At 54.9% G+C, this 23,744-nt stretch carries 19 protein-coding genes; 12 read left to right on the plus strand and 7 right to left on the minus strand.

What is annotated here, in order from left to right; translation table 11 throughout:
- Positions 1-47 precede the first annotated feature (47 nt).
- Positions 48-980 carry a TIM barrel protein gene (locus WJU16_RS13840; protein ID WP_341834090.1) on the minus strand — a complete coding sequence of 311 codons (933 nt, stop codon included), beginning with the start codon at positions 978-980 and terminating at the stop codon, positions 48-50.
- 207 nt (positions 981-1,187) lie between these two features.
- Here WJU16_RS13840 and WJU16_RS13845 point away from each other — a divergent pair, with 207 nt between their 5' ends.
- From WJU16_RS13845 to WJU16_RS13855, 3 genes are all read left to right on the plus strand, one after another.
- Entirely contained in the window at positions 1,188-2,147 is a 960-nt protein-coding gene (locus tag WJU16_RS13845) for an SUMF1/EgtB/PvdO family nonheme iron enzyme (RefSeq protein WP_341834091.1), read from the plus strand.
- A gap of 121 nt (positions 2,148-2,268) precedes the next feature.
- A complete protein-coding gene (locus WJU16_RS13850; protein WP_341834092.1) occupies positions 2,269-3,615 on the plus strand; it encodes a Gfo/Idh/MocA family oxidoreductase in 1,347 nt (448 codons plus the stop codon).
- A 98-nt stretch (positions 3,616-3,713) separates the two neighbouring features.
- A complete protein-coding gene (locus WJU16_RS13855; RefSeq protein WP_341834093.1) occupies positions 3,714-5,009 on the plus strand; it encodes a D-alanyl-D-alanine carboxypeptidase in 1,296 nt (431 codons plus the stop codon).
- 74 nt (positions 5,010-5,083) lie between these two features.
- On the opposite strand, the gene WJU16_RS13860 is transcribed toward WJU16_RS13855, so the two are convergent.
- The gene (locus tag WJU16_RS13860) at positions 5,084-7,225 is read right to left on the minus strand and encodes a S46 family peptidase (RefSeq protein ID WP_341834094.1); all 2,142 of its coding nucleotides are present in this window, start codon (positions 7,223-7,225) and stop codon (positions 5,084-5,086) included.
- 145 nt (positions 7,226-7,370) lie between these two features.
- Here WJU16_RS13860 and WJU16_RS13865 point away from each other — a divergent pair, with 145 nt between their 5' ends.
- Entirely contained in the window at positions 7,371-7,856 is a 486-nt protein-coding gene (locus WJU16_RS13865) for an META domain-containing protein (RefSeq protein WP_341834095.1), read from the plus strand.
- A gap of 22 nt (positions 7,857-7,878) precedes the next feature.
- Positions 7,879-8,325: a hypothetical protein gene (locus tag WJU16_RS13870; protein WP_341834096.1), complete on the plus strand. Its 447-nt coding sequence runs from the start codon at positions 7,879-7,881 to the stop codon at positions 8,323-8,325.
- 161 nt (positions 8,326-8,486) lie between these two features.
- Here WJU16_RS13870 and WJU16_RS13875 read toward each other — a convergent pair whose 3' ends face one another.
- Positions 8,487-9,929 carry a Gfo/Idh/MocA family oxidoreductase gene (locus tag WJU16_RS13875; protein ID WP_341834097.1) on the minus strand — a complete coding sequence of 481 codons (1,443 nt, stop codon included), beginning with the start codon at positions 9,927-9,929 and terminating at the stop codon, positions 8,487-8,489.
- Positions 9,930-10,140: 211 nt separating this feature from the next.
- Between WJU16_RS13875 and WJU16_RS13880 the strand changes: the two genes are divergently transcribed.
- The gene (locus WJU16_RS13880) at positions 10,141-11,784 is read left to right on the plus strand and encodes a peptide MFS transporter (RefSeq protein ID WP_341834098.1); all 1,644 of its coding nucleotides are present in this window, start codon (positions 10,141-10,143) and stop codon (positions 11,782-11,784) included.
- A 64-nt stretch (positions 11,785-11,848) separates the two neighbouring features.
- Here the strand turns inward: WJU16_RS13880 and WJU16_RS13885 are convergent, their stop codons facing one another.
- Complete coding sequence (locus tag WJU16_RS13885) at positions 11,849-12,532, minus strand: gluconate 2-dehydrogenase subunit 3 family protein (RefSeq protein WP_341834099.1); 684 nt, start codon at positions 12,530-12,532, stop codon at positions 11,849-11,851.
- Positions 12,533-12,537: 5 nt separating this feature from the next.
- Entirely contained in the window at positions 12,538-14,271 is a 1,734-nt protein-coding gene (locus WJU16_RS13890; RefSeq protein ID WP_341834100.1) for a GMC family oxidoreductase, read from the minus strand.
- Positions 14,272-14,376: 105 nt separating this feature from the next.
- Between WJU16_RS13890 and WJU16_RS13895 the strand changes: the two genes are divergently transcribed.
- The gene (locus WJU16_RS13895; RefSeq protein WP_341834101.1) at positions 14,377-15,861 is read left to right on the plus strand and encodes a gluconokinase; all 1,485 of its coding nucleotides are present in this window, start codon (positions 14,377-14,379) and stop codon (positions 15,859-15,861) included.
- A gap of 312 nt (positions 15,862-16,173) precedes the next feature.
- Here WJU16_RS13895 and mutL read toward each other — a convergent pair whose 3' ends face one another.
- A complete protein-coding gene (mutL, locus tag WJU16_RS13900) occupies positions 16,174-18,039 on the minus strand; it encodes a DNA mismatch repair endonuclease MutL (protein ID WP_341834102.1) in 1,866 nt (621 codons plus the stop codon).
- A 368-nt stretch (positions 18,040-18,407) separates the two neighbouring features.
- On the opposite strand from mutL, the gene msrB reads away from it, so the two are divergent.
- Together msrB and WJU16_RS13910 are read left to right on the plus strand one after the other, a co-directional pair.
- On the plus strand, positions 18,408-18,773 hold the full coding sequence (gene msrB / locus WJU16_RS13905; RefSeq protein WP_341838668.1) for a peptide-methionine (R)-S-oxide reductase MsrB: 366 nt from the start codon (positions 18,408-18,410) through the stop codon (positions 18,771-18,773).
- 124 nt (positions 18,774-18,897) lie between these two features.
- Positions 18,898-19,455: an SRPBCC family protein gene (locus WJU16_RS13910; RefSeq protein WP_341834103.1), complete on the plus strand. Its 558-nt coding sequence runs from the start codon at positions 18,898-18,900 to the stop codon at positions 19,453-19,455.
- Positions 19,456-19,571: 116 nt separating this feature from the next.
- Here the strand turns inward: WJU16_RS13910 and WJU16_RS13915 are convergent, their stop codons facing one another.
- Entirely contained in the window at positions 19,572-19,853 is a 282-nt protein-coding gene (locus WJU16_RS13915) for a YciI family protein (protein WP_298711682.1), read from the minus strand.
- A gap of 181 nt (positions 19,854-20,034) precedes the next feature.
- Between WJU16_RS13915 and WJU16_RS13920 the strand changes: the two genes are divergently transcribed.
- The 3 genes from WJU16_RS13920 to WJU16_RS13930 all read left to right on the plus strand — a co-directional run bounded on the left by WJU16_RS13920 (position 20,035) and on the right by WJU16_RS13930 (position 23,693).
- The gene (locus WJU16_RS13920; protein WP_341834104.1) at positions 20,035-21,753 is read left to right on the plus strand and encodes a DUF4836 family protein; all 1,719 of its coding nucleotides are present in this window, start codon (positions 20,035-20,037) and stop codon (positions 21,751-21,753) included.
- Positions 21,754-21,850: 97 nt separating this feature from the next.
- Positions 21,851-22,501, plus strand: coding sequence for an ATP-binding cassette domain-containing protein (locus WJU16_RS13925; protein ID WP_341834105.1), 651 nt, complete (start codon positions 21,851-21,853; stop codon positions 22,499-22,501).
- Position 22,502: 1 nt separating this feature from the next.
- Positions 22,503-23,693, plus strand: coding sequence for an ABC transporter permease (locus tag WJU16_RS13930; RefSeq protein ID WP_341834106.1), 1,191 nt, complete (start codon positions 22,503-22,505; stop codon positions 23,691-23,693).
- Positions 23,694-23,744 lie beyond the last annotated feature (51 nt).

Consider the following 23,744-nt stretch of genomic DNA (forward strand, 5'->3'; position numbering starts at 1 on the left):
GAATTTTTTCCGGCCGCGAAATATTATCGGGTACCATCCAGGTAAAATCAGAGGAAATTATCGGCGTCGCGGTATGCTTTGATCAGCGCCTGCTCCCCGTCTTTGCCGGGTTTGGCGTTGCCGTGCTCCATGCCCATCACGCCTTTGTAGCCTTTGTTATGGAGATGCTTGAAGACGTTACGATAGTTGATCTCACCGGTTCCAGGCTCCTTGCGGCCGGGGTTGTCGCCGATCTGGATGTACGCGATTTCGCTCCAGCAACGGTCGATCATGGTAATGAGGTTGCCTTCGTTTTTCTGCATGTGGTAGATATCGTAAAGAATCTTGCATGAAGGGCTATTGACCGCGCGGCAGATCTCGTACGTTTGCTCGGAGGTGCGGAGGAACAGCTCGGGTGTATCGCTGAGGGGCTCCAGCACCATGGTGAGGCCGCCTTTCTCGAGGATTTCGGAGCCGGCACGCAGCGCGTCGATCACGTTGCCGGTCTGGATACCAATGGGCAGGTTGCGTTCGAAGAAGCCGGGAACAACCGTGGCCCATTTGGCGTTTACGCGTTTGGCCAGCTCTACGGAGCGCTCGCAGGCTTTGAGGAAAACGTCGAGGTGTTCTTTTTTACCGGTGGTGAGCGAAACTTTCCAGTTTTCGCCGCCGTCGATCACGAACACACCCATGCGCATGCCCAGTTTGGCGAGCAGTTCGCCGATTTTGTTCTGCTGAGCGGTATCGCGGCCGAGCATGCCGTTGTCTTCGATGGAACGGAAGCCCTGGTCGTGCATGTACCGGATCTGGTCGAGGAAGTCTTCCCCGCCGGAGTTTTTGAACATTCCCTGGTGCGGGGCGTAGTCGAGATTGAAGGTTTTACCGGCGGCGGCGGTATTGTCGGTCCCTTTGGCGGAGCCCGCCAGGGCGGTGGCGCCGCCGAAAGTAAGGGCGGATATGCCGGCGAGGGTCGACTGATGAAGAAAGCTTCTTCTTTCCATAGCGTGTATTTTAAAATGACATTAGCAATGTCGAAATTTATAGTTTTTAATATGGAAATCCATATGTATTGAATAAAAAATAGATGAACGGCCATTTCACTCGATTTCATGCAACGTCTATCGCCAATTTTTGACGTTCATAAAATAAATATTGGATTCCCAGTCTTAAAAGGATAAATTCACACGCTTTTTATTACAACCACAAAGATGAGAAGAACCGCGTTATTCCTGTTAGGAGGCCTTTGCGCCGCCGCAGCCCAGGCACAGACTACACCTTTCGAAGCGTATGACCAGAAAATCGAGGGGACGGATGTTACCATTAAAATGGTGCCGGTGAAAGCTGGTGAATTCCTGCTCGGGAGCCCCGCTGCCGAAAAAGGGCGTTCCGCCGACGAAGGGCCGCAAAAGAAAGTGAAAGTAGACGCTTTCTGGATGGGCGCTTACGAAGTTACATTCGACCAGTACGACCTGTACGCCGATAAAGACAAAGACAAATCGCCGCTGCCCGACGGGATGACCCGCCCCAGCCCGCCTTACATCGACCTTACGCTCGGTATGGGCAAATCCGGAGGCTTCCCCGCCAACAGCATGAGCCAGTACGGCGCACTGATGTATTGCCGCTGGTTGTATAACAAGACGGGCGTCTTCTTCCGCCTGCCCACCGAAGCGGAATGGGAATACGCCTGCCGCGCCGGCTCCAAAACCGCTTATCCCTTCGGCAACGAAGCTTCCAAATTGAAAGAATTCGCCTGGACGGCAGAGAATTCCGAGGATAAATACCACAAAGTAGGCGAACTGAAGCCCAATGCCTGGGGGCTTTACGACATGCTCGGCAACGTCGCCGAATGGACGATGGACCAGTACGAAGCCGAGGCTTACAAAACCCTCGACGCCACCAATCCCTGGCTGAAGCCGACCGATAAAACGCCCCGCACCGTGCGCGGCGGTAATTATATGGACGCGGCAGCATCCGTTCGCAGCGCTTCCCGCCTGATGTCGGACATCGCCTGGAACGACCGCGACCCCCAGATCCCGAAAAGCAAATGGTGGAACGCAGACGCGCCTTTCGTAGGGTTCCGCATCGTGCGCCCCCTCAAACAGCCGACCAAAGCGGAAGCCGAGCAATTTTTCGCCGACGCGATCGACCAGTTCGTGGGATCCCGGTAATCCGTAAAATCTCTGTCAGGGCATGGATTTTCGGCGGATTATCCGTACTTTTTAATGCTATTGTCTATTTCATTATACTTTTCACCAACGGCGCCAGTTGGCGTCCGGTAAAATACCTCACATGGAAAAGGAAACACGCTCTCAATTCCACGATCAGAGTCGCAGAGACTTCGTTAAGAAAACCTCGATCCTCGCAGGCGCAGCCCTCGCGGCCCCTTACCTGTCGCAGGCAGCACAAACCAATTACTTTTCCGGTGCGGCCGGCGTGATCAAAATAGCCCTCGTAGGCTGTGGCGGCCGCGGAACCGGCGCCGCAGTGCAGGCGCTTAGCACCAAACAAAACGTTCAGCTCGTTGCCATGGCCGACGCTTTCGCCGACCGCCTCGACAGCAGCTACAAAGAAATTGTGGAGTCCATGAAAAAAACGCCTGAGCGCGTAAAAGTGGCAGAAGCAGATAAATTCGTAGGCTTCGACGGCTACAAGCAAGCCATCGCCAAAGCCGACGTGGTGATCCTCACCACACCTCCGGGCTTCCGCCCTATCCACTTCGAAGAAGCCATCGCGCAGGGTAAGCACGTGTTCATGGAAAAACCCGTGGCCACCGACCCCGCAGGCATCGCCAAAGTGCTCGAAACCGCGGAAAAGGCGAAAGCCAAAAAACTGAACGTGGTCGTTGGCCTCCAACGTCACTATATGACTTCTTACCGCGAACTGCACAAACGCGTGCAGGACGGTATGATCGGCGACATCACTTCCATCCAGGTTTGGTGGAATCAGGGCGCCCTTTGGGTGCGCGAGCGAAAGCCCGAGTATACTGAAATGGAATACCAGATGCGCAACTGGTATTATTTCAACTGGCTCTGCGGCGACCATATCGTGGAACAGCATATCCACAACATCGATGTGGGCAACTGGTTCATGGGTAAAACGCCCGTAACCGCAGTAGGTATGGGTGGCCGCGCCATCCGTACTGGTCCGGAAGCAGGTGAGATTTTCGACCACCACTTCGTGGAATACCGTTACGACAATGGTGTTGTCATGAATAGCCAATGCCGCCACTGGAAAGATTCCGTGAGCAAGGTAGACGAGGAGATCGTGGGTACGAAAGGCCGCATTTTCTGCGACCGCGCCCAGATCGTTGACCACAAAGGCAAAGTGCTGTATCAGTTCGACCGCAAGCAGCACAACCGTCCTTACCAGGCGGAGCACGATGAGCTGTTTGAAGCGATTGCCAACGGTCAGTACAAATTCCAGGACGCGCAGATGGGCGCCGAAGCCACGCTTTCCGCCATCATCGGCCGTATGGCTACTTATTCAGGCCAGCAGATCGAGTGGGAAAAAGCGCTGAAATCGGGTATCAACCTGCAGCCTTCCCGCTATGCGTTCGACGCGCCGCCGCCGATCGTTCCGGATGCGCAAGGCAATTACGCCTACGCCAAACCCGGCATCACCCGCTACTTCTCCTGATCACGCAAGTGAAAAGGCAGCGATATTGGAAAGGCGCACCCAGGCCGGGTGCGCCTTTCCCGTTACTGAACCTTCCGTAAAATGTTTATATTCAGGACATGAAATCGTACTTAACGGTAGCCATCGCCCTGCTGCTGAGCGCCGCCGCCACAGCGCAACCCAAAAACATCCGCCTCTGGGCGCAACAGGATATCCTGCAAACCAAAGAACTGCGGAACGCCCACATCGGCATCAGCATTTACGACCCGGCTACAAAAAAATACTGGTATCAGCACCAGGACGATAAGTTCTTCGTTCCGGCTTCCAATACCAAGATCTTCACGCTGTTTGCGGGAATGCATTTGCTGGGAGATTCACTGCCGGGGATGAAGTTCGCGGAAAACGATACGGCGTTGTTTGTACAGGGAACAGCAGACCCCTCGTTCCTTCATCCCGATTTTACCTCGCAACGCGTCCTCGAAAAACTGGAACAAACCGGGAAGCACATCTGGCTGCAACCTGCCAACATCAAGAATAAACGCTTCGGCCCGGGATGGGGTTGGGGCGATTTCGCGGATTATTACCAGCCGGAACTGAACGAATGGCCCATGTACGGCAACGTCACCCGCATCCGGATCAAAGGCGCGGAATATTCCATGTCGCCCGAATTCGAAACGGAGCTGATTTACGAACGCCCGCCCAACGAACAATTGGCCGACCGTGAAGAGCGCGAAAATCTTTTCACCCTGCACATCCGGTCAGACATTCACGCGGAGCAAACATTCGAAGTACCCTTCATCACCGGTGGCATCGCGCAACTGGCGCGCCGCCTGCAAGATACGTTGCGCAAGCCGGTAAAGGTCCTGGGCACAACCGGGCCGATAGTGGGAACGGTCATGAAAAGCTTGCCGGTGGATACACTCTACCAGCCCATGATGCACCGCAGCGATAACTTCTTCGCAGAACAAATATTGATGATGGCTTCCTCGCAACGCTACGACGAAATCGACTCCCGCCGTGTGATCAAATACGTGCTCGACAGCCTGCTGAACGATTTGCCGCAACCACCCAACTGGGTCGACGGCTCGGGCCTTTCCCGCTTCAATCTCTTTACGCCCCGCGATATGGTGTCGGTACTCGGAAAAATGATGAAGACCTATCCGAAAGAGCGCCTCTTTCCGTTGTTCCCTTCCGGGGGCAAAGGCACGCTGCGCAATTATTACCAGTCGCTGCCGAACCGGCTTTACGCCAAAACCGGAACGCTCAACGGCGTGGTGGCACTCAGCGGTTATATGATCACGAAGTCGGGAAAAACACTCATCTTCAGCGTGCTCGTCAATAATCACAATACTACTTCCACGAACGTCCGCCGGGCGGTAGAGCGCTTCCTGGTGCGGACCGCCAACGCGGGATAACGCTTGCGATAAAAAAGGAAAACCCGGCAAACGCTATCGTTGCCGGGTTTTTTTATGTCCGAAAAAAGGGAAGTTTACTTCACGATTTTCAGTTCGTTGATGATGTTTTTGGCGCCGCCCAGTTTGTCGATGCACCAGAGCACATAACGGATATCCACGTTGATGGTGCGGTTGGAGTTTTTATCGAACTGGAGCTTGTGGCTGAGCGCCTCGTAGTTACCATCGAACGCGAGGCCGATCAGTTCGCCGTTGGCGTTGATCACGGGAGAACCGGAGTTGCCGCCGGTGATATCGTTGCCCGTGATGAAGCCCACCACGAGGGTTTGGCGTTTAGCGTCGATATACTGGCCGAAGTCTTTTTTCTTCACGAGATCGATGAAGTTCTGGTGGAGATCGAATTCGTAGTCGCCGGGTTTATATTTTTCCATAACGCCATCGATGGTGGTAACGTAGTCGTAAGACACGGCGTCACGGGGTTTGTAGGGTTTTACCTGGCCGTAGGAGAGGCGCATGGTGAAGTTCGCGTCCGGGTAGCGGTTGGCGTTCGGGGTGCGGAGGGCTTCACCTTTCAGGTAGAGGCGGCCCAGCTCGTTGTTCTGCGCGGTGAATTGCGCGTAGATGGGCGCGTATTTCTGGGAGTAGTTCTTCACGAAAGCGGAAGCGTAGGCGAAAGCTGGATCTTCCTGGAGGGTCACGGCATCAGGCTGGCTGATGAAGGTTTTCCATTTCGCGTCGTTGAAGATGATGGTGTTGTTGAACACGTTTGCCGCCCAGTTGCGGTAAGTTTTCTCGTCGTTCAGGTCGCCGAAGGATTTCAATCCGTCGTAGAAGCCAATCGGGTGTTGGTCTTTGGGGATGTCTTCATAATAGCGTTGCGCCATGGCCGCGAGGATTTTCTGATCGGAGGGTTTATTCTCGTCTTTCAGGAAATTGGTGCGTGCTGCGTCGGCTGCTGCTGCGGCGGCTTTGACGTCACCATTTTTGAGGATAGTGGCTTCGAGCTGTTGCAGTGAGCTGGCGTATGCGGCGAGGGGCGAACCGAGAATGCCTTCCATTACGTAAAGGCGGACCTTGGCGTAGGGGGACCATTTCTTATAGATGTCCTCGTATTGGGAGAAGACGTTTTCGAACTCGGGTTTGCCTTTGGCCCATTGCTGGAAGGCGGCTTCGTTCTTTTGTTTCTCTTCGAACACGTGGTATTTCAGGAGTTGTTCGGATTCGCCGCCGAAGAATTTCCAGTAGTTGGCGATGCCGGCGTAGGAAGACGCGAGTTGGAGTTTCACGGCCGGATCTTTTTTCATTTCCTCGAACATGAATTTGAGGCGGGCGTCGCGGAGGGAAACGATGGACGGGTTTTCCACGTCTGTTTTCAGTTTCACGCCATAAGAAGTTTCGTAACGGTTGGTGCCGCCGGGATATCCGAAGATCATGGCGTAATCGTTTTCTTTTACGCCTTTGATGGAAACGGGGAGGAAATGTTTTGGTTTGAGGGGAACATTGGAAGCGGCGTACTCAGCGGGTTTGCCGCTGGCGTTGCCGTATACGCGGAACACGGAGAAGTCGCCGGTGTGGCGGGGCCATTCCCAGTTGTCGGTATCGCCGCCGAATTTGCCCACGTTTTCGGGGGGCGTGCCCACGAGGCGAACGTCGGTATAGCGCTCGTACACGAAGAGGAGGAATTGGTTCCCCTTGAACATGGGCACTACTTTGGCTTCGTATGCATTGCCTTCGGTAGCGGCTTTGATAATGTCGCCGTAAACAGCCTGCATTTTAGGGGCGCGATCGGCCAGCGTGGTGCCTTTAATGGCCTCATCCACTTTGGCGGTCACGTCTTCCACGCGCACGAGGAATTGCACGGAGAGCCCTTTCGCAGGGATTTCTTCCTGCTTCGAACGGGCATAAAAACCATCGCGCAGGTAGTTGTTCTGAACGGAACTGGCCGCGGCGATGGCGCCGTATCCGCAGTGGTGGTTGGTAAAGATCAATCCTTCATTGCTCACGATCTCTCCCGTGCAGCCTCCGCCGAAAATAATGATCGCGTCTTTAATGGATGATTTGTTGATGCTGTACAGTTGCTCTTTCGACAACTTCAATCCTTTCTTCACCATATCGGCATAAGTTTGCTGCCCGAGCAGGTACGGAAGCCACATGCCCTCGTCCGCTTTTACCATCTTAACCGACAGCAAAAGCAACAACAGGAATAGATTTTTCTTCATATGTTAGATTTTGTAAGGGCCCAAACCTACCGAATTTTTTCATAACCGCCTTTACCATCCATGGAAGTCAACAATTCAACACGGTCAGGCGTTAAAATGGCTTGATGATTGATAAGAAAGTCATATACACCATAAAACCACTATCATGAAACAGCTACTGCTTCCCGCCTTTGCCGCACTTGCCATCCTGGCTGCCTGCCAAAGCTCCCAGAACAACGCAGCCAGCGATTCCGCCGCTGCGGCGATGGCCGTTACCACCGACGGGCAGCCCACCTGGCCGCTTTCCGGCACCAAATGGGTGTTGAAGGAAATCGTAAACGGTCCGAAGGATACCAGCAACTGGGAAAAAGAAATCTATATGCAGTTCGTGGATTCCTCCTCCCAGATCCGCGGCAACCTTGGCTGTAACGGCTTCGGCGGTAAATTCCTCGCTACACCCACCGGCGACCTCGCCGTGTCGGACATCATGTCCACCCAAATGGCCTGCCCGGTGCTGAACGTGGAGAACGCCTTCAGCCAGGCGTTGCAAAACACAAATAAATACACTATCGAAAAAGATGTGCTGCGCATCCAGCGCGGAGATACCGTGTTAGCGACGTTCACTGCTTCCGCCGCTGCCGTTCGACCTTGATAACCTTTAAAAATTAATGCATATGAACAAAATAATGTTAATCCTCGGCGCCTCCGCCATCCTGGCTTCCTGCCAGAACCAAACCGCCGCCACCGGCGAAGACACTTCCGCCAACGCGCGGATCCATGAAGGGGTAGACTCTATTGAATCCGGCCTGGAACAAAAAGCGGATACCACCGGCGCTTATTTCCGCCGCCAGCGCGACGAAGCTTCCGCCGCTATTAAGGAAAAAATGGATTCGCTTGACGCGCGTATCGAAGAACTGAAGAAAGACGGCAGCGCCAGGAGCAAAAGAGCGCAGGCCAAACTGGAAAACACCCGCGAAGACCTTGCCCGTGCCGCCGAGGACGTGAAAAACAGCACCGCCGAAGCCTGGGACAAAACCAAAGCCGGCATCGACAAATCGCTAAAGAAAGCCGATAGCGAGTGGCAGGAGTTCAAGAGAGATTTCAAGGAATTATTCCGCTAGGAAGATAATCGCGTTTTTTACGAAAGAGGGCTGTCTTGCATGGGGCGGCCTTTCTTTTTTTCGCCAATTATCCAGCCGTTTTCATTCAGCATGGGAATAATGAGAAAGGGCCATCCCGTTTTTGCGAGACAGCCCTTTCTGTATTTTCCGGACGAGTTGGCTTATTTGCCGAGCGACCAGCCGTTGCGGTAAGTACGCTTAACGAACTGGTTAGCTTCGTCGAAGTTAGTGATCTTCATGTTAGGGCCATCCCACAGCAGTTTGATGTAACGGCCGGGGTAATCGAAACCTTTGCCATCGGCTTTCGGCTTGCGCACGTCGTAGCTGCGGATAGCGAGGTTACCCATGAGGATGGTTTCGGTGAGGGGACCGGCGATCTCGAACGGAGCGCTCAGCTGTTTCTTACCGTAACCGGCGATGCAGGCATTCACCCACTGTACGTAGTGGCCTTCGGGTACGCGGGCGATGGTTTGCTTCACGTCCACTTCCTTGTTGCGGGTTGAGGGCAGGAGGGAAGGATACATACCGTAAGTACCGCACATCATTTTGCCTTTCGAACCTACGAAGATGGCGCCGTTGCCGCCGTCGCCCATTCTCTCGTTGGGGCCCAGCTCTTCGGGGCGCGCGGGTTGGATCCCGCCGTCCATCCAGTGGAGCTTCAGCGGGCCGCGTTTGGTTTCGAAGGTCATGATAACGTGGGAAGACGGGGGGCAGCTTTCGGGGAAATAGCCCTGTTTGAACTCGTCTACATACACGCTGCCAACGCTGGCTTCCGCGGAAACGGGGTAGCCAAGGTCGAGCACGCGGAAGGGAGGTTCCACGATGTGGCAACCCATGTCGCCCAGGGCGCCGGTACCGTAATCCCACCAGCCGCGCCAGTTAAAGGGAACAAGTTTGTCAACGAAATCTTTTTGCGGAGCCGTACCCAGCCAGAGGTTCCAGTCGAGGTCGGCGGGCATGGTGCCGGGCGTGGTGGGCCAGGGGATACCTTGCGGCCATACGGGGCGGTTGGTCCAGCAGTACACGGTATGTACATCGCCGATGAGGCCGGCCTGGTACCACTCCATGAGCTGGCGAACGCCGTCGCCGGAAGCGCCCTGGTTACCCATCTGGGTTACCACTTTATATTTTTTCGCGGCCTGCGTGAGCATGCGCGCTTCGTAGATATCGTGCGTGAGGGGTTTTTGAACGTATACGTGTTTACCCAGCTGCATCGCGGCCATCGCCTGCACGGCGTGGTTGTGGTCGGGTGAGGAAACGGTTACGGCGTCGATGTTCTTGTGTTCCTTGTCGAGCATTTCGCGGTAATCGCGATAGTATTTTGCTTTGGGGAAGCGTTTAACGGAGCCTGCGGCGCGGCTATCGTGAACGTCGCAGAGCACGGTAACATCCGCCGGCCCTTTCGAAATTTCAGACAAGTCGCTTTCGCCTTTACCACCGACACCGATGCCGGCAACGCGAAGCCTGTCGCTAGGGGCGGTATAGCCCGGTCCTCCCAATACATGACGTGGAACGATCATGAAACCGGCAGCTGCTGTTGCGCTGTTGGTTAGAAATGATCTACGTGAAATCTGGTTTCTTTTGTTATTTTTTCCCTGAACCATGATTTGATAAATTTTCGTTCAATATAATAGAAAAATATTTAGCAAAAGCAATATTCTCTACGAGCGGCATCCTGTACTATCCTGTGCTAAATCGATTTTTTCAATGTTATGTTTCCGTTACCGCTTCCCGGGACCAACCGCGCATCATGAAAGTTTGGGGGCTATTGGCTTTTTCCCCTATTTTTAGCGTTATCAAACATCTTGTTACAACATGTCGACTAACCGCAAGCACCCGGTAGCCTTACCGTTTTTATTCTTTTCCGAAATGTGGGAGCGATTCGGGTTTTACCTGCTCCTCGCTATTCTGCAATTATATCTGACAGACGCTGAGAAAGGCGGTTGGGCGATGGACCGGCATGCCGCGGTCGATATCTTCGGTACATTCATCGCATTTGTATATCTCACGCCGTTCATCGGGGGGCTCCTGGCCGACCGTAAACTCGGATACACCAAATCCATCATCATCGGGGGCGTCCTCATGGGGATCGGGTATTGCGGCCTGGCCGTCAAGGATTTAACGGTGTTTTACCTGTCGCTGGCGCTTATCTGTGTGGGCAACGGCTTCTTCAAGCCCAACATTTCCACCCTGCTGGGGAACGTGTATAACGACCCCCGGTACCGGGAGCGCAAGGATACCGGCTATAACATCTTCTACATGGGGATCAATATCGGCGCCTTCATCTGTACGTTCTTCGCAGCTTATCTCCGCAATAATATCAACTGGGGCGCGGCCTTCATCGCCGCCGGGATCGGTATGTTCCTCGGCGTGATCATCTTCGTGGCCGGCCTCAAACACTACCGCCACGCCAACGTCCTCAAACCCGTACAACCCGGCGACATGCCGCTGGGCTCCATCTTCGCGCAGGTATTCGTTCCTGTACTCGTGGTGGGTTGCATCGGCTGGTTCATCCCCGGCAATATTTTCGGCACCGACTCTACCGACGCTTTCATCTTCGCCTGCCTCCCCATCATCTACTTCTTCGTGAACCTGCTCCGCAAAGCTTCCGCCACGGATAAACAACCCGTGAAAGCCCTGCTAGCCATCTTCGCGGTGTCCGTGATGTTCTGGGCGGTGTTCAAACAGAACGGAACGGCCCTCACCACCTGGGCGCAATATTATACCGACCGCGAAATCCCCGCAGCCGTTGAAACCCCCGCCAAAGCGCTCTCCCTCGTCCAGATCGTGACTAACGAAACGGGCGAAGTGGTAGCTTATGACGACGAGTTCCGCGTAGTGAAGGACGAAAACGGCCAACCGGTGAAAGAAATGGGCAAGCCCGTATATTTCAAAAACGTAGCCCCGGAGAAAATGCCGGCCGAGGGTGCATCCCTGAGCCTGGTGAACACCGAGCTCTTCCAGTCCGTCAATCCCTTTTTCGTGATCATACTCACGCCGCTGGTAGTGGCGTTTTTCACCTTCCTGCGCCAACGCAAGAAAGAACCGACCACCATGACCAAAATCGCATGGGGCCTGCTTATCTCGTCCCTGTCTACCTTCTGTATGGTAGGCGCGGTAATGGTTTGCGGGAATGGTGCGGAAAAAGCGTCGGCCTGGTGGCTGATCGGCAGCTACGGCATCATCACCGCGGGAGAATTGCTCCTCAGCCCGATGGGCCTGTCCCTCGTTTCCAAGCTCAGCCCCGCGCGCCTCACCTCGCTCATGATGGGCGGCTGGTTCCTCGCCACTTCCATCGGCAATAAACTGTCGGGCGTACTGGCGGCGCTGTGGGACGGCTACGACAATAAAGTGAATTATTTCCTCGTGAACTTCCTGCTCCTGGGCCTGGCCGCCGGCGCCATCTTTTTAATGTTACGCTGGCTGAACCGCGTGTTCAAAGAACACACCCACGCATAAACGAACAAGCAATAAAAAAGCGGCATCAACACGATGCCGCTTTTTTTTATGCCGTAAATCCGGGCTAATCTTCCCAGGTCATGATCTTGGTGCGGTCTTCCTTCTTCAGGCAAACGGCCAGCATCTTTTCGTCGTACGAAAGATTGTACTGCTTGAGCACTTCATCCGGAACGCCGTCCCACTCGTTGGGCCGGTTGCCGGCGTACCCCAGGTCCTTGATGCCCATTTCGCTGGTGAAGAATCCCGTTGCGGTGAGGTTGCGCATGAGGCTGAAAAACGCCACGCCCTGGCTCTGTTCCGGGCCTGCTTTTTCAGGAAACGCGATCTGGTCAACGATAGCGAGGCGCTTGTCGGCCTCCAGGTCGGTGAAGATCTTGTCGTATTGTTTCAACGAATGTACATCGAGCCAGCGGAGGCCGCCGCGCATGGGCAGCTTGTACTTCGGCTGGTCTTTCACGATGAACTCGATGAACTCCGGCACTTTCGCGTCGGTGGCGGAGCCGGAAGTTTCGTCTTTCGGGATGATGATATCTGCGAGTACGGCGATGGTTTTCATTTCCGCGTCGGAGAAATATTTTTCGGTGGTGAGGGCTTCGTCGCGCAGCACTTCTTCGGGCGTGCGGCCGTAGAACTTACCGGTTTTGGGCGCCTTTACGGCGTCTTTGGTCCCTGTTTCGCAGGCGCTGAGGATCACGCCGGTGGATACGGAACCTATGAAAAGGGCTTTGAGCGATTCTCTTCTGTCCATGTTGATCAGAGATTTTGTTTTTTCAATTCATCCACGATGTAGTTCGACGCGCGGAGAGAAAGCGCGAGGATGGTCCATGTGGGATTTTTATCTGCCTGCGAAACGAAGGCGCCGCCGTCTACCACAAATACGTTTTTGGCATCGTGGGCCTGGTTGTATTTGTTGAGGACCGAGCGTTTGGGATCGTCGCCCATGCGGGTGGTGCCTACTTCGTGGATGATCCTGCCGGGGTTTTCGAGGCCGTATTTCGTTTCTTCGCCGGGTTTGGTGCCGAGAGGGATGCCGCCCATTTTATGGATAATTTCCTCGAAGGTTTCGTGCATATGGCGCGCCTGTTTGATCTCGTGCTCGCTCCATTTGTAGTTGAAACGCAGCACGGGGATGCCGAATTTATCCACCACGGTAGGGTCGATTTCACAGTAGTTGCTTTCCAGGGCGATGGCTTCGCCGCGGCCGGCAAAACCGACGGTAGATCCGTAGTAGCGGCGGTAATCGTTTTTAAGGCTGGCACCGTAACCGCCTGCAGGAGTGCCCTTGCGGTTGGGGTCCATCATATGCATGCCTTCCATCCCGAAACCGAAACCGTAAGCGGGCATGCCCATGCCGCCCCAGAATTCGATGTGGTAGCCGCGGGCGAAATCGAGTTTTTTATTGTCGAGCCACCAGGGAATGTACATGTGCATCCCGCCCACGCCGTCTTCGTTGTACCGCTTGCGCTCCATCAGCGAAGGGATGAATGCGCCGCGCGAAGCGCCGGTGGAATCGTGCAGGTATTTTCCGACCATGCCGCTCGAGTTGGCCAGGCCGTTTTTGTGCATGGGGGATTTGGAGTTGAGCAACAACCGGGCGGATTCGCAGGCGCTCGCTGCCAGCACGATCACGCGCGCGTCGATGCGGTATTCCTGCATGTCGGCTTTATCCACGTAGCTCACGCCGGTGGCCTTGCCGGATGCGTCGGTGACGATCTCCCGCGCCATGGCGCCTACGTACAGGTCTACATTGCCGCTTTTCATGGCGGGCTTTACGAGTACGGTGGAAGAGGAGAAGTCGGCATGAACGGTGCAGCCGCGGCTGCATTGCGAGCAGAAGAAGCACGCGCCGCGGTCTTTGTTCACCGAGCGGGTGAGGATCGATAGCCGCGAGTGGATCACCGGGATGCCCAGTTTATCACCGGCCTGCTTCACCATCAGCTCATGGAGGCGCGGTTTGGGAGGAGGGAGGAAGTAACCGTCCGGTTCGTTATAAATCCCTTCTTTCGAGCCGAAAACGCCGATCATTTTGTCGACCTGATCGTACCAGGGTTTTACGTCGTCGTAACCGATCGGCCAGTCGTCGCCATGCCCGTCGAGGCTATGATGTTTGAAGTCGTTGGGTCCGAAACGGAGGGAAATGCGGCCCCAGTGGTTGGTTCTGCCGCCGAGCATGCGGGAGCGGAACCAGTCGAACTGCGTGCCGTTTTTCTGGGTGTAAGGCTCGCCGTCGATTTCCCAACCGCCATAAGCGGCGTCGAAATCGCCGAAGGGCCGGGTGGTGGAGGCGCCTCTGCGGGGCGACTCGTAAGGCCATTTTAGTTGGGTTTGTTGTTCGGGATCGGCCGGGTCGTACTTGGGCCCTGCCTCCAGCAGCGCCACTTTCAGCCCTGCGTCAGACAGCACCTTGGCCGCCATTCCGCCGCCAGCGCCCGATCCGATGATGCACACATCGTACGCTTTCGCCTGTTTTTTAATCTCAAATGCCATTGTAAGTACGTGGATTTTTGTGGAAAGATTTGACCTGAAAGATTTTAAATCTATAAATTAAATACGGAAAATGAAAGCTGTTTTTTTACTTTCGGCCTCTATTCTATGACAACAAAATCACCATATATCCTCGGCGTCGATATCGGAACGGGGAGTGCGAAGACGATCGCGGTGACACCCGCGGGGCAAATCCCCGCATCCCGCAAGCAATCCTATCCCACCCGGGAACCGGTTCCGGGGTATAGCGAGCAAGACCCTGAGACCGTGCTCGCCGCCATCATCAAGACCATCCGCGAAACCGTCGGGGAAATGGGATACCCGCCCGCCGCCATTGCACTGAGCAGCGCCATGCACAGCCTGCTGGCCGTAGATGCCGACGGCGAACCGCTCACGCCCGTTATGACCTGGGCCGACGGCCGCGCGGAAGCCTACGCCGCCGCGCTGCGCCATACCAAAGAAGGCCGCGACATCCACCGGGCCACCGGCACGCCGATCCACCCCATGTCGCCACTTTGCAAAATCCAATGGATCCGCGAACAGCAACCCGAGATATTCGATCAGGCCGCCTGCTTCGTGGGGATCAAGGACCTCTTCCTTTTCCGCTGTTTCCACGAATTTGTCACCGACTACAGCCTGGCTTCCTGCTCTGGCTTGTTTGATATCCGCACGCTCGATTGGTACGCCCCCGCGCTGAAAATCGCCGGCATCACTGACGAGCGCCTGCCCATCCCTGTAGAAACCACGCGCCTCCTCATCGGCATGGACCCCGCCATGGCACAAGCCATGGGCGTTCCCGAAGGCACGCTCATCATGGCCGGCAGCAGCGACGGTTGCCTGGCGCAGCTGGGCTCCGGCGCCGTAGAGCCAGGGCATGCCGCGCTCACCATCGGTACGAGCGGCGCCATCCGCGTGATGGCTCCCCAGCCGGCCGACGACCCCGCCGGCAGGATCTTCTCCTACGTCCTCACCCCCGAGCATTACGTTTGCGGCGGCGCAATGAACAATGGCGGCGTATCGCTGCAATGGTTCTCCAAAGCGTTCCTGCCCTGGTCCGACTACAGCGATTTCCTGAAAACCGCCTTCACCGCGCCTCCCGGTTCCGACGGGCTGCTCTGCCTACCGTACATGCTCGGCGAGCGCGCCCCGGTATGGGACAGCCGCGCTTCCGGCGCGTTCGTGGGCATGCGCCAGCACCACAGTTCACCGCACTTCCAGCGGGCCCTGGTGGAAGGGATTTGCTTCAACCTGCTCAGCATCGGCGAAGCCCTCGAAAGCGTGACCGGCCGGATCAACGAAGTGACCGTGAGCGGAGGTTTCACCGCATCCCCGCTTTGGATACAATTGATGGCGGACATTTTCCGCAAACCGATGCTCCTGCACCAGGACGAAGACGCCTCCGCCCTGGGAGCCGCCATGCTGGCCTGGCACGCGCTGGAACAGGTGGACGCGTGGCAGTTTAACGCTGCCGCTGCGGCGCGGGTTTTTGAGCCGGATACAGAACATTCGGCCGTTTACAAACGCAATTACACCGCATTCTCAATGCTGTACGAACGACTGATGGATGTGAACGAAATCCTCAGGGAGAAGTAAAAAAGAAAGCCGCTTCAATCGAAGCGGCTTTCTTTTTTAAAGGCTACGAACTTCCAATCGGCAAGAAGGAATAAGAAAGATGATGGTATCTTGAGATGACGAAAGGAAGATCGCGCTACGAGGCTGGTAAGTGGGCGGAAAGACAGTGTGGTATTGGCGTGGCGAGGACGGGGAAGGTGAAGATAAGGTGGCCTTGAGGTGGACTTGATGGGGAAGCAACGCTGGTTAATATAGCATCAATCAGCGGGTTGTCCCATCCCGGTTAGCAGCATGTAACCGGGATGACGGTAGCAGGTTTTATGGTCCGGCGGATCAGAATCCCCGGTCGAACATTTTTTCGAGGTCATTGAGCTTGAACGAGATAAATGTGCCTCTGCCGCCCGGGGAAATGTTGGGCATCGAGCAGGCGAACAGCTCGTCGATGATGTTTTGCATTTCGCGTGTGCTGAGCGGTTTGCCGGAAGGGATGGCGTTGTTGCGCGCCATGCTGCGCACGAGGCGCTCCCTGCGGTTGTGTTTCAGTTCGTGGCTGAAATTTTTGAATTGCTCGAGCAGCCCTTCAATGCTGGCCTGTTCGTTACCGGTTTGGATGTCGGCGGGCGTTCCGCGCACCACGAAAGTGTGCTGGCCGAAGGGCTCCAGGTCGTAACCGAGGGCTTGCAGGTCGGGGAGCATTTCGTGGACGATGATAGCGTCGGCAGGGAGCAGTTCCAGCGTTTGCGGGAAGAGGCTTTGCTGCGTGGCGATGGGTTTTTCGGCGAGGGCGCGCAGGTAGCGCTCGTACAGGATGCGCTCATGGGCCGACCGCTGATCCACCAGGATGAAGCCCGATTTGATCTGCGACAGGATGTATTGCTGGTGCACCTGCACCGGCCCTTTCTGGTCGTGCGCCGCTTCCTGCCAGCGCTCGTCGATGACGGAGGCGGTGGACACGGGCGGGAAGTCGGAAGGGGAGGGCGGCGGCGGAAAATCGTTGTCGCGCGCGGGCGGCGGGCCGTACAGCTCTTTCCAGTGCTGGAGGTTGCTGTTGTTTGATTTATCGATGATATGCGCCTGGTTGGCGCTGGTAAAGGTCTTGTAGATGGACGTGCCGGCCGATTGCGCTTTCTTTTCCTCGGTGAAAGGCTGCGTGAGCGCGTCGAGCTGCTGGATGCCGGGGTCGAGGTCGAAGTCGAGCGCCGGGGTAACGCTGAATTGCGCCAGCGCGTGTTTGATGGCCGATTGCACGAAGGCGTAGAGGATGCGCTCGTCGTCGAACTTGATTTCCTGCTTGGTGGGGTGCACGTTGATGTCGACATGCGCGGGGTCGAGGTCAATGAAAAGCACATAGAGCGGGAAGCTGTCCGGCGGGATGGTTTCGGCGAAGGCGTTCATCACCGCGTGGTTGAGGTAGCTGGATTTGATGAACCGGTTGTTGACGAAGAAGAACTGGTCGCCACGGGTTTTCTTTGCCGTTTCCGGTTTCCCCACAAACCCGTGGATGTTCATATAATCGGTGCTTTCCTTAACGGTAACGAGTTTGGAATTGTAGTGCTGGCCGAGGATAGAGACGATCCTTTGCTTGAGGGAGCCTTTCTCGAAATGGAACATCTGCTGCCCGTTGCTGTTCAGCGAAAACTGCAGATGGGGGAAGGCGAGCGCTACGCGGATGAATTCATCCACGATGTGGCGCATCTCGGCGGCATTGCTTTTCAGGAAGTTACGGCGGGCAGGCACGTTGAAGAAGAGGTTCTTCATAGCGATGCTGGTGCCCACGGGCGCCTGGCAGGGTTCCTGGCGGCGGATCACGGAGTTGTCGATCTCGATGAACGTGCCCAACTCGTCTTCCGCGCGGCGGGATTTAAGCTCCACCTGGCTCACGGCCGCGATGGAAGCGAGCGCTTCGCCGCGGAAGCCCATGGTCCGGATCTGGAAAAGATCGTCAATCGATTTTATTTTGGAGGTGGCATGCCGCTCGAAACACATCCGGGCGTCGGTGTCGCTCATCCCGCTCCCATTGTCGATGACCTGAACGAGCTCCTTGCCCGCGTCTCTTATAATAAGTTGGATTTCAGTAGCCCCGGCGTCCACCGCATTTTCAAGCAATTCCTTCACCGCCGATGCCGGCCGCTGGATGACTTCGCCCGCTGCTATCTGATTCGCAATATTGTCCGGTAATAAGTTGATGATATCCGCCACTTGCCTGCCTTTTGGCGTAAAGTTAGGAATAAAAAATATTGTTAAATACATGAAGGCATACAATCCATACAGTTGCCGGTTTCGTACCTTTATATTGCGTAACGGAACGACGCATATCCAGATTAACAATTTATATACTACGAACGTTCTGACAGTAATGCAAAATATCAATCTGAAGCCATGAAGACATGGACCTATCTTTTATTGGTCGCAGGCATGACATTCAGTCATTGCTCCTACTCGCAAAACGGGCCTAAAAAATCATCTATGGAGGAAAAAAGAATCCGGTATACTCCCGCTCGGATACTGGTAAAGTAAACCTGACAGACACAGAATGGAAAAAAATCCTGCCGAAAGACGTATACGACATTGCCCGCGACAAGGGCACGGAGTGGGCGTTTACTGGTAAATACTGGGACAGCAAGGAAAAAGGCACCTATTATTGTGCTGCGTGCGGCAATCCTTTATTTGTGTCGGACACCAAGTTTGAAAGCGGCTGCGGGTGGCCGAGCTTTTACCAGCCGGTAAGCAAGACGAGCGTGATTTACACGCCTGACAATTCTCACGGGATGCAGCGTACCGAGGTGCAATGCGGGCGTTGCAAGGCGCACCTGGGGCACGTTTTCGACGACGGTCCGCCGCCAACCGGGCTTCGTTATTGCATCAATTCAGTGATCCTGGATTTCGAAAAAGCGAAAGACGCCGAGAAGAAGTTCAACGACAACGAAAAATAACCCCCATCCAAAGAACCTGACTGTATGCTGCCGGTGCAAACTCATTTGCGCCGGCATGTAGGAAATGCATGAGTTTCCTGCCCCGGAAAAATTTCGGTAAATTGTGGAAAAACCTGCTATCCCTTTGAGAAAATTCCTACATATCAGTGCCTGGGTGGTTGGCATGGCCGTGGCCTTGCTGGTGATTCTCTTGCTGGTGGCGCCCACCAAAGTGCACATCGAACAGTCCGTATTAATACATGCACCGCCATCCGCGGTTTGGGACCAAACCGCCAGATTTGACCGTTATAATCAATGGAATACGCTCCGCGAGATGGAGCCTTCCGCCAAATTCAGGATAGACGGGGTAGATGGAACGGCCGGCGCATCCACTACCTGGACCGGGAAAAAAATAGGTTACGGCCGCTTGCGCCACCTTTCCCTGACACCCCACACTGAAATCCGCCAGCAACTAGAGTTTTTCGAGCCCCTCAACGCTGTTTCCGACATCTGTTTCAAATTCGCCGATTCGGCGGGTGGCACCCGCGTAACGTGGAGTATGGACGCGGAGTATGCCCGGCCCAAGAATATCGTGGGTATGTTCATGAAAGACAACCTGGTAACCGACTTCCGGAAGGGGTTGCAGCGCCTGAAATCCGCCGCGGAAGCATCCGTTTCGGCGGAAAAAACAGTAAATAATTGATTTTTAATTATATAGATCGTATTCCGACGATCGCCGCGGATGCGTATGATATTGACAGAGCGGCATGCGAATGCCGGCGTGCAGGGAGGGGTGAAGCATATTATATAATGGAGGGATCAGGAGCTGATGCCGGCCATTTCGAATGTGTTGGGCTCGAACTCGATGATGTCGTATACGGCGAGCTGGAACTTATCCATGGGGTCTTCGGCCAGGATGGCTTCCACTTCCCGCCGGCTGGAAGCGCGGCAAACGATGATGGAACCCGTGCGGGGCTTCCGGCGGCCGGTGAGGATAAAGCGCCCGTCGCGCACTTGCTTCTCCAGGAAGGCGTTGTGCGCTTCGATATAATGCTCTATGGCCGCCAACGGGCGGATATACTGTAAGAGGATCAGGTACATAAAGGTCAGATATGGTCTTTCAAAAAATGGTTAAAATCCTGAATATCTTCCAAAGGTATAGTAAATTGTACAAAGTAATCGAGCCAACGGGCGAAGGGGAACAAAATTAGACGCATTAGCAAAAAAGCTTGTATTTTCGTTCCTAATTTTCAAATCCATTTTTCTTAACATCTCTTTCTTTATGAAACGATCGATCCAACATGCGCTCCTGTTCCTGACAGGCGCCGCGGTTCTTCTGTTAGCCTCGTGCTCCAAAGCTCCTGAACAGGGCAAACATATTCCTAAGAACGCAGCACTCGTTTTCGGGTTCAAATCCAAACAAATCCAGGATAAACTGTCGAAAGACGGCCTCACCATCGACAAAGTATTCGAAACCCTCCAGCAAAACGATACCTCCAACAACTACGCGAAAGCCCTCGCCGACGCTAAAAATTCCGGTATCGACCTCCAGGGCGACCTGTTCTTCGCCATGATCCCCGGCGAATCCGCAGGCAGCATGTACATGACCGTGATCGCTGACGTTGCCGACGCGGCCAAGCTTGAAGCTTTCATCAAGGAGAAATCCAAGAAAGAAGTGAAAGCCGGCAAAGATTTCAAATTTGTAGAAGACGATAAAAACGTGGTAGGCTTCACCGGCAAAACCATGATCGCCGTGGCTTCCATCGACCAGAACCGCAGTTACTTCGATGCGGAAGACACCAGCAAGCCCGCCACCGGTACCGCGCTCCTCGAAAAAATGTTCGCCCTGAAAACCGACGAGTCCGTAGCTTCTGTTGCTTCTTTCAAAGATATCAGCAAAGAGAAAGGCGACATGCTTTTCTGGATGAGCAGCGAAGCCCTGTATAACATCAACGGTGCCAACGCTTCCGGCATGGGCGCGCTCATGGCATCCAATATGAAGAAGCTCACCGAAGGCGCTTTCACCACCGCCACCGCCAACTTCGAAACCGGTAAGATCGATGTGGACATGTATTCCTACGCCAGCAAGGAAATGATGGCCATCATCAAGAAATACCCGATGGAGAAAATCAACCTCGAAAACATCGAAAAATATCCCTCCAACAATATCTTCGGTTATGCCGCAGTTAACTGCGACCTCCGCATCGTTGGCGAGCTGATCAAGCTGATCGGTATGGACGGCCTCGTGAACATGGGCCTCGCTGAAGCCCGCTTCACCCTCGACGACCTGCTGACCGCATTCAAAGGTGAAATCACCATGGTGGGTTCCGATTTTTCCACCGTTGCCGCTCCCACCGAATGGGACAGCACCCGCACCAAGCCCCAGCTGAAATGGATCTTCAGCCTGAAAGTTGGCGACAAAGCCGCCTTCGAAAAAGTAATGGCTTCCCCCATGCTGGCGCAGTCGCTCACCAAACAAGGCGATGAATACGTTCCCAATATGCCCCTCGGCGACGAACTGTCCGTTTCCATCAACAGCAAACGCGTACTGGCAGGATCCGACGCCGAGCTGATCAAAGCTTATGACGCAGGCAGCGGCAAGGCGAAACTGGAAGGCGACGCACTGAGCAATGCCAAAGGCAGTGTGGGCGCCTTCTACCTGGATGTTGAAAAGATCATGGCCGCCATCCCCGCCAAGGAAATGGATGTGCCGGACAGCATCAGCAACGACATCAAAACCCTCGTGAAATCCATCTCCGCGAAATCCGACGAGATCAGCGGCGACAAATCGCATTCTTCCGGTGTAGTGCTGTTTAAAGACCAGTCCAAAAACGCCCTCACCCAGCTGTTCAACTTCACCAACAAAGTGTACAACTGGACGAATGCAAAACGCAAAGCGGATGCCGCCCAGTGGGGCGACTACAATGCTGAAGAAGCACAGGCAGCCACCGATTCCATGGCAGCAGACGCTGCGATTGCAGCGCCCGCTACCGAGGAATAATGATCGGATAGCTTATCAAATATTTCCCGAAGCCGCCTTTTTCGCAAGAGGCGGCTTCCTTTTTTTGCCTATATTTAAACCTAACATCCGTTTCAACATGCAGATCGAGCTTTCTGCCGTGGTCCCGGTTCCCCTGCGCGACAGGATCCGGCAGCGGCCTTCGGACATCTGGGACCGGGAGGTGGTTTTCCAGCCAGGTCAATTCGTCAAGATCAAGGCCCCTTCCGGAACGGGCAAAACCACGCTCGTACATTATCTCTACAATATCCGATACGACTATACCGGCACCATCACCGCCGGGGGCAAACCCTGGGCGCAATATTCCCCCGACCAGCTCGCCGCCATCCGCCAGCAAACCATTTCGGTCGTGTTCCAGGACCTTCGCCTGTTCGACCAGCTGACGGCCGAAGAAAATATCGAACTGAAGCGCGTGATGATTCCGCAGCCTATTTATTCCCCTGAAAAAATCCGTGAATTCGCGGAAACGCTCGGCGTTACGCATGTGTTGCAGCAAAGCGCCGCCACACTGTCGTACGGCGAGCGCCAGCGCATCGCCATCATCCGCTCCCTCATGCAGCCGTTCCAGTGGCTGATGATGGACGAGCCTTTCAGTCACCTCGACGAAGCCAACACCGCCAAAGCTGCCCGGCTGATCGAACAGGAGTGCCGCGCGCGCAACGCCGGTTTCATCCTCACCGATCTCGACCACGACCAGCATTTTCCTTACGACGTAACTTACCAGCTATAGCATGCAATTCAACCGGATTTTAAAGAAAATCATCCGCACCGGTGTAGGCAAAAGCCGCTACTGGATGGCCATTATCGGCCTCGGCGTGGCCATGCTGCTGATCCTGGTAGCGGTACAGGTACATACTGATTTCAACGAACTGCTACACGGTAGCCGCAACGAAAACGAAAGGGCCGACTATCTCGTGGTGAATAAAAAAATCACCAACGACATGATGGGCAAGCCGGGGCAAACGGTTTTTACGCCGGAGGAACAAAAAGATTTCGCCGCACAGCCATTCGTGGAAGCGTTTGGGCCCATTACCGCGGCGCAGTTCAACGTGCAGCTGCAGGCCGACCAGCTTGGTTTTTCGACGCTCGCCTTCTTTGAAGCCGTGCCCGACACTTTTCTTGATGTAAAATCGGAAGAGTGGAAATGGAAAGCCGGCGATCAGATGCTGCCCATCGTGGTGCCCCGCGATTTCGTGAACATGTTCAACTTCGGGTTCGCGCTGGGCAACGGCATTCCGCAGTTTTCCGAAACCTCTATCCAGAACCTGACGCCGGAAGTGGTGATCACGCAAGGCATGCAACAGGCGAAATTTATCGGCAAGATCGCAGGCTTTTCGGACAGGATTTCCACGGTGCTGGTGCCGCAGTCGTTTATGGACTGGGCCAATGCGAAATTCGGTTCGGGGGAAGTGAAATTGCCGTCGCGGGTGGTGATCCGCGTGAAAGACCCGAGTAGCCTGGAACTGAAAGATTACCTGGAAAAGCGCGGCTATTCGACCGATGCCGAGAAAACGAAATACAACAAGATCCGCGGTATCGTGCAAACGATCGTGAGCGTGGTGGGATTCTTCGGATTGGTACTGCTGATGTTCGCTTTGCTGGTGTTCAGCATGTTTATCCAGCTGGTGATTTCGTCGTGCAGGAAAGAAATACGGTTGCTGGTGACGCTGGGCGCATCGCCACGGCGGCTGCAACGTTACCTGCTGGGCCAGCTGGTGCCGGTGTACTTCGTGACAGGTCTGATTGCGCTGATCGTGGTGGCGGCGGCGCAATTCTGGGCCAGCGGCGTACTGGAGAAACACGGCATGTATGTGGCGGCCTGGCCTGGTGTCCTCACTTTCTCGGCCACGCTGGGCATCCTGGCGCTGGTGTATTTCGTGAACTGGACCACGGTGCGGAAAGAAATCCAGGCGCATACCTGACCAACATATGAAGACGGCTTGATTTTTAATGACGGAACCACTAACTTGTCT

The sequence above is a fragment of the Chitinophaga pollutisoli genome (assembly GCF_038396755.1).
Taxonomy (GTDB): Bacteria; Bacteroidota; Bacteroidia; order Chitinophagales; family Chitinophagaceae; genus Chitinophaga; species Chitinophaga pollutisoli.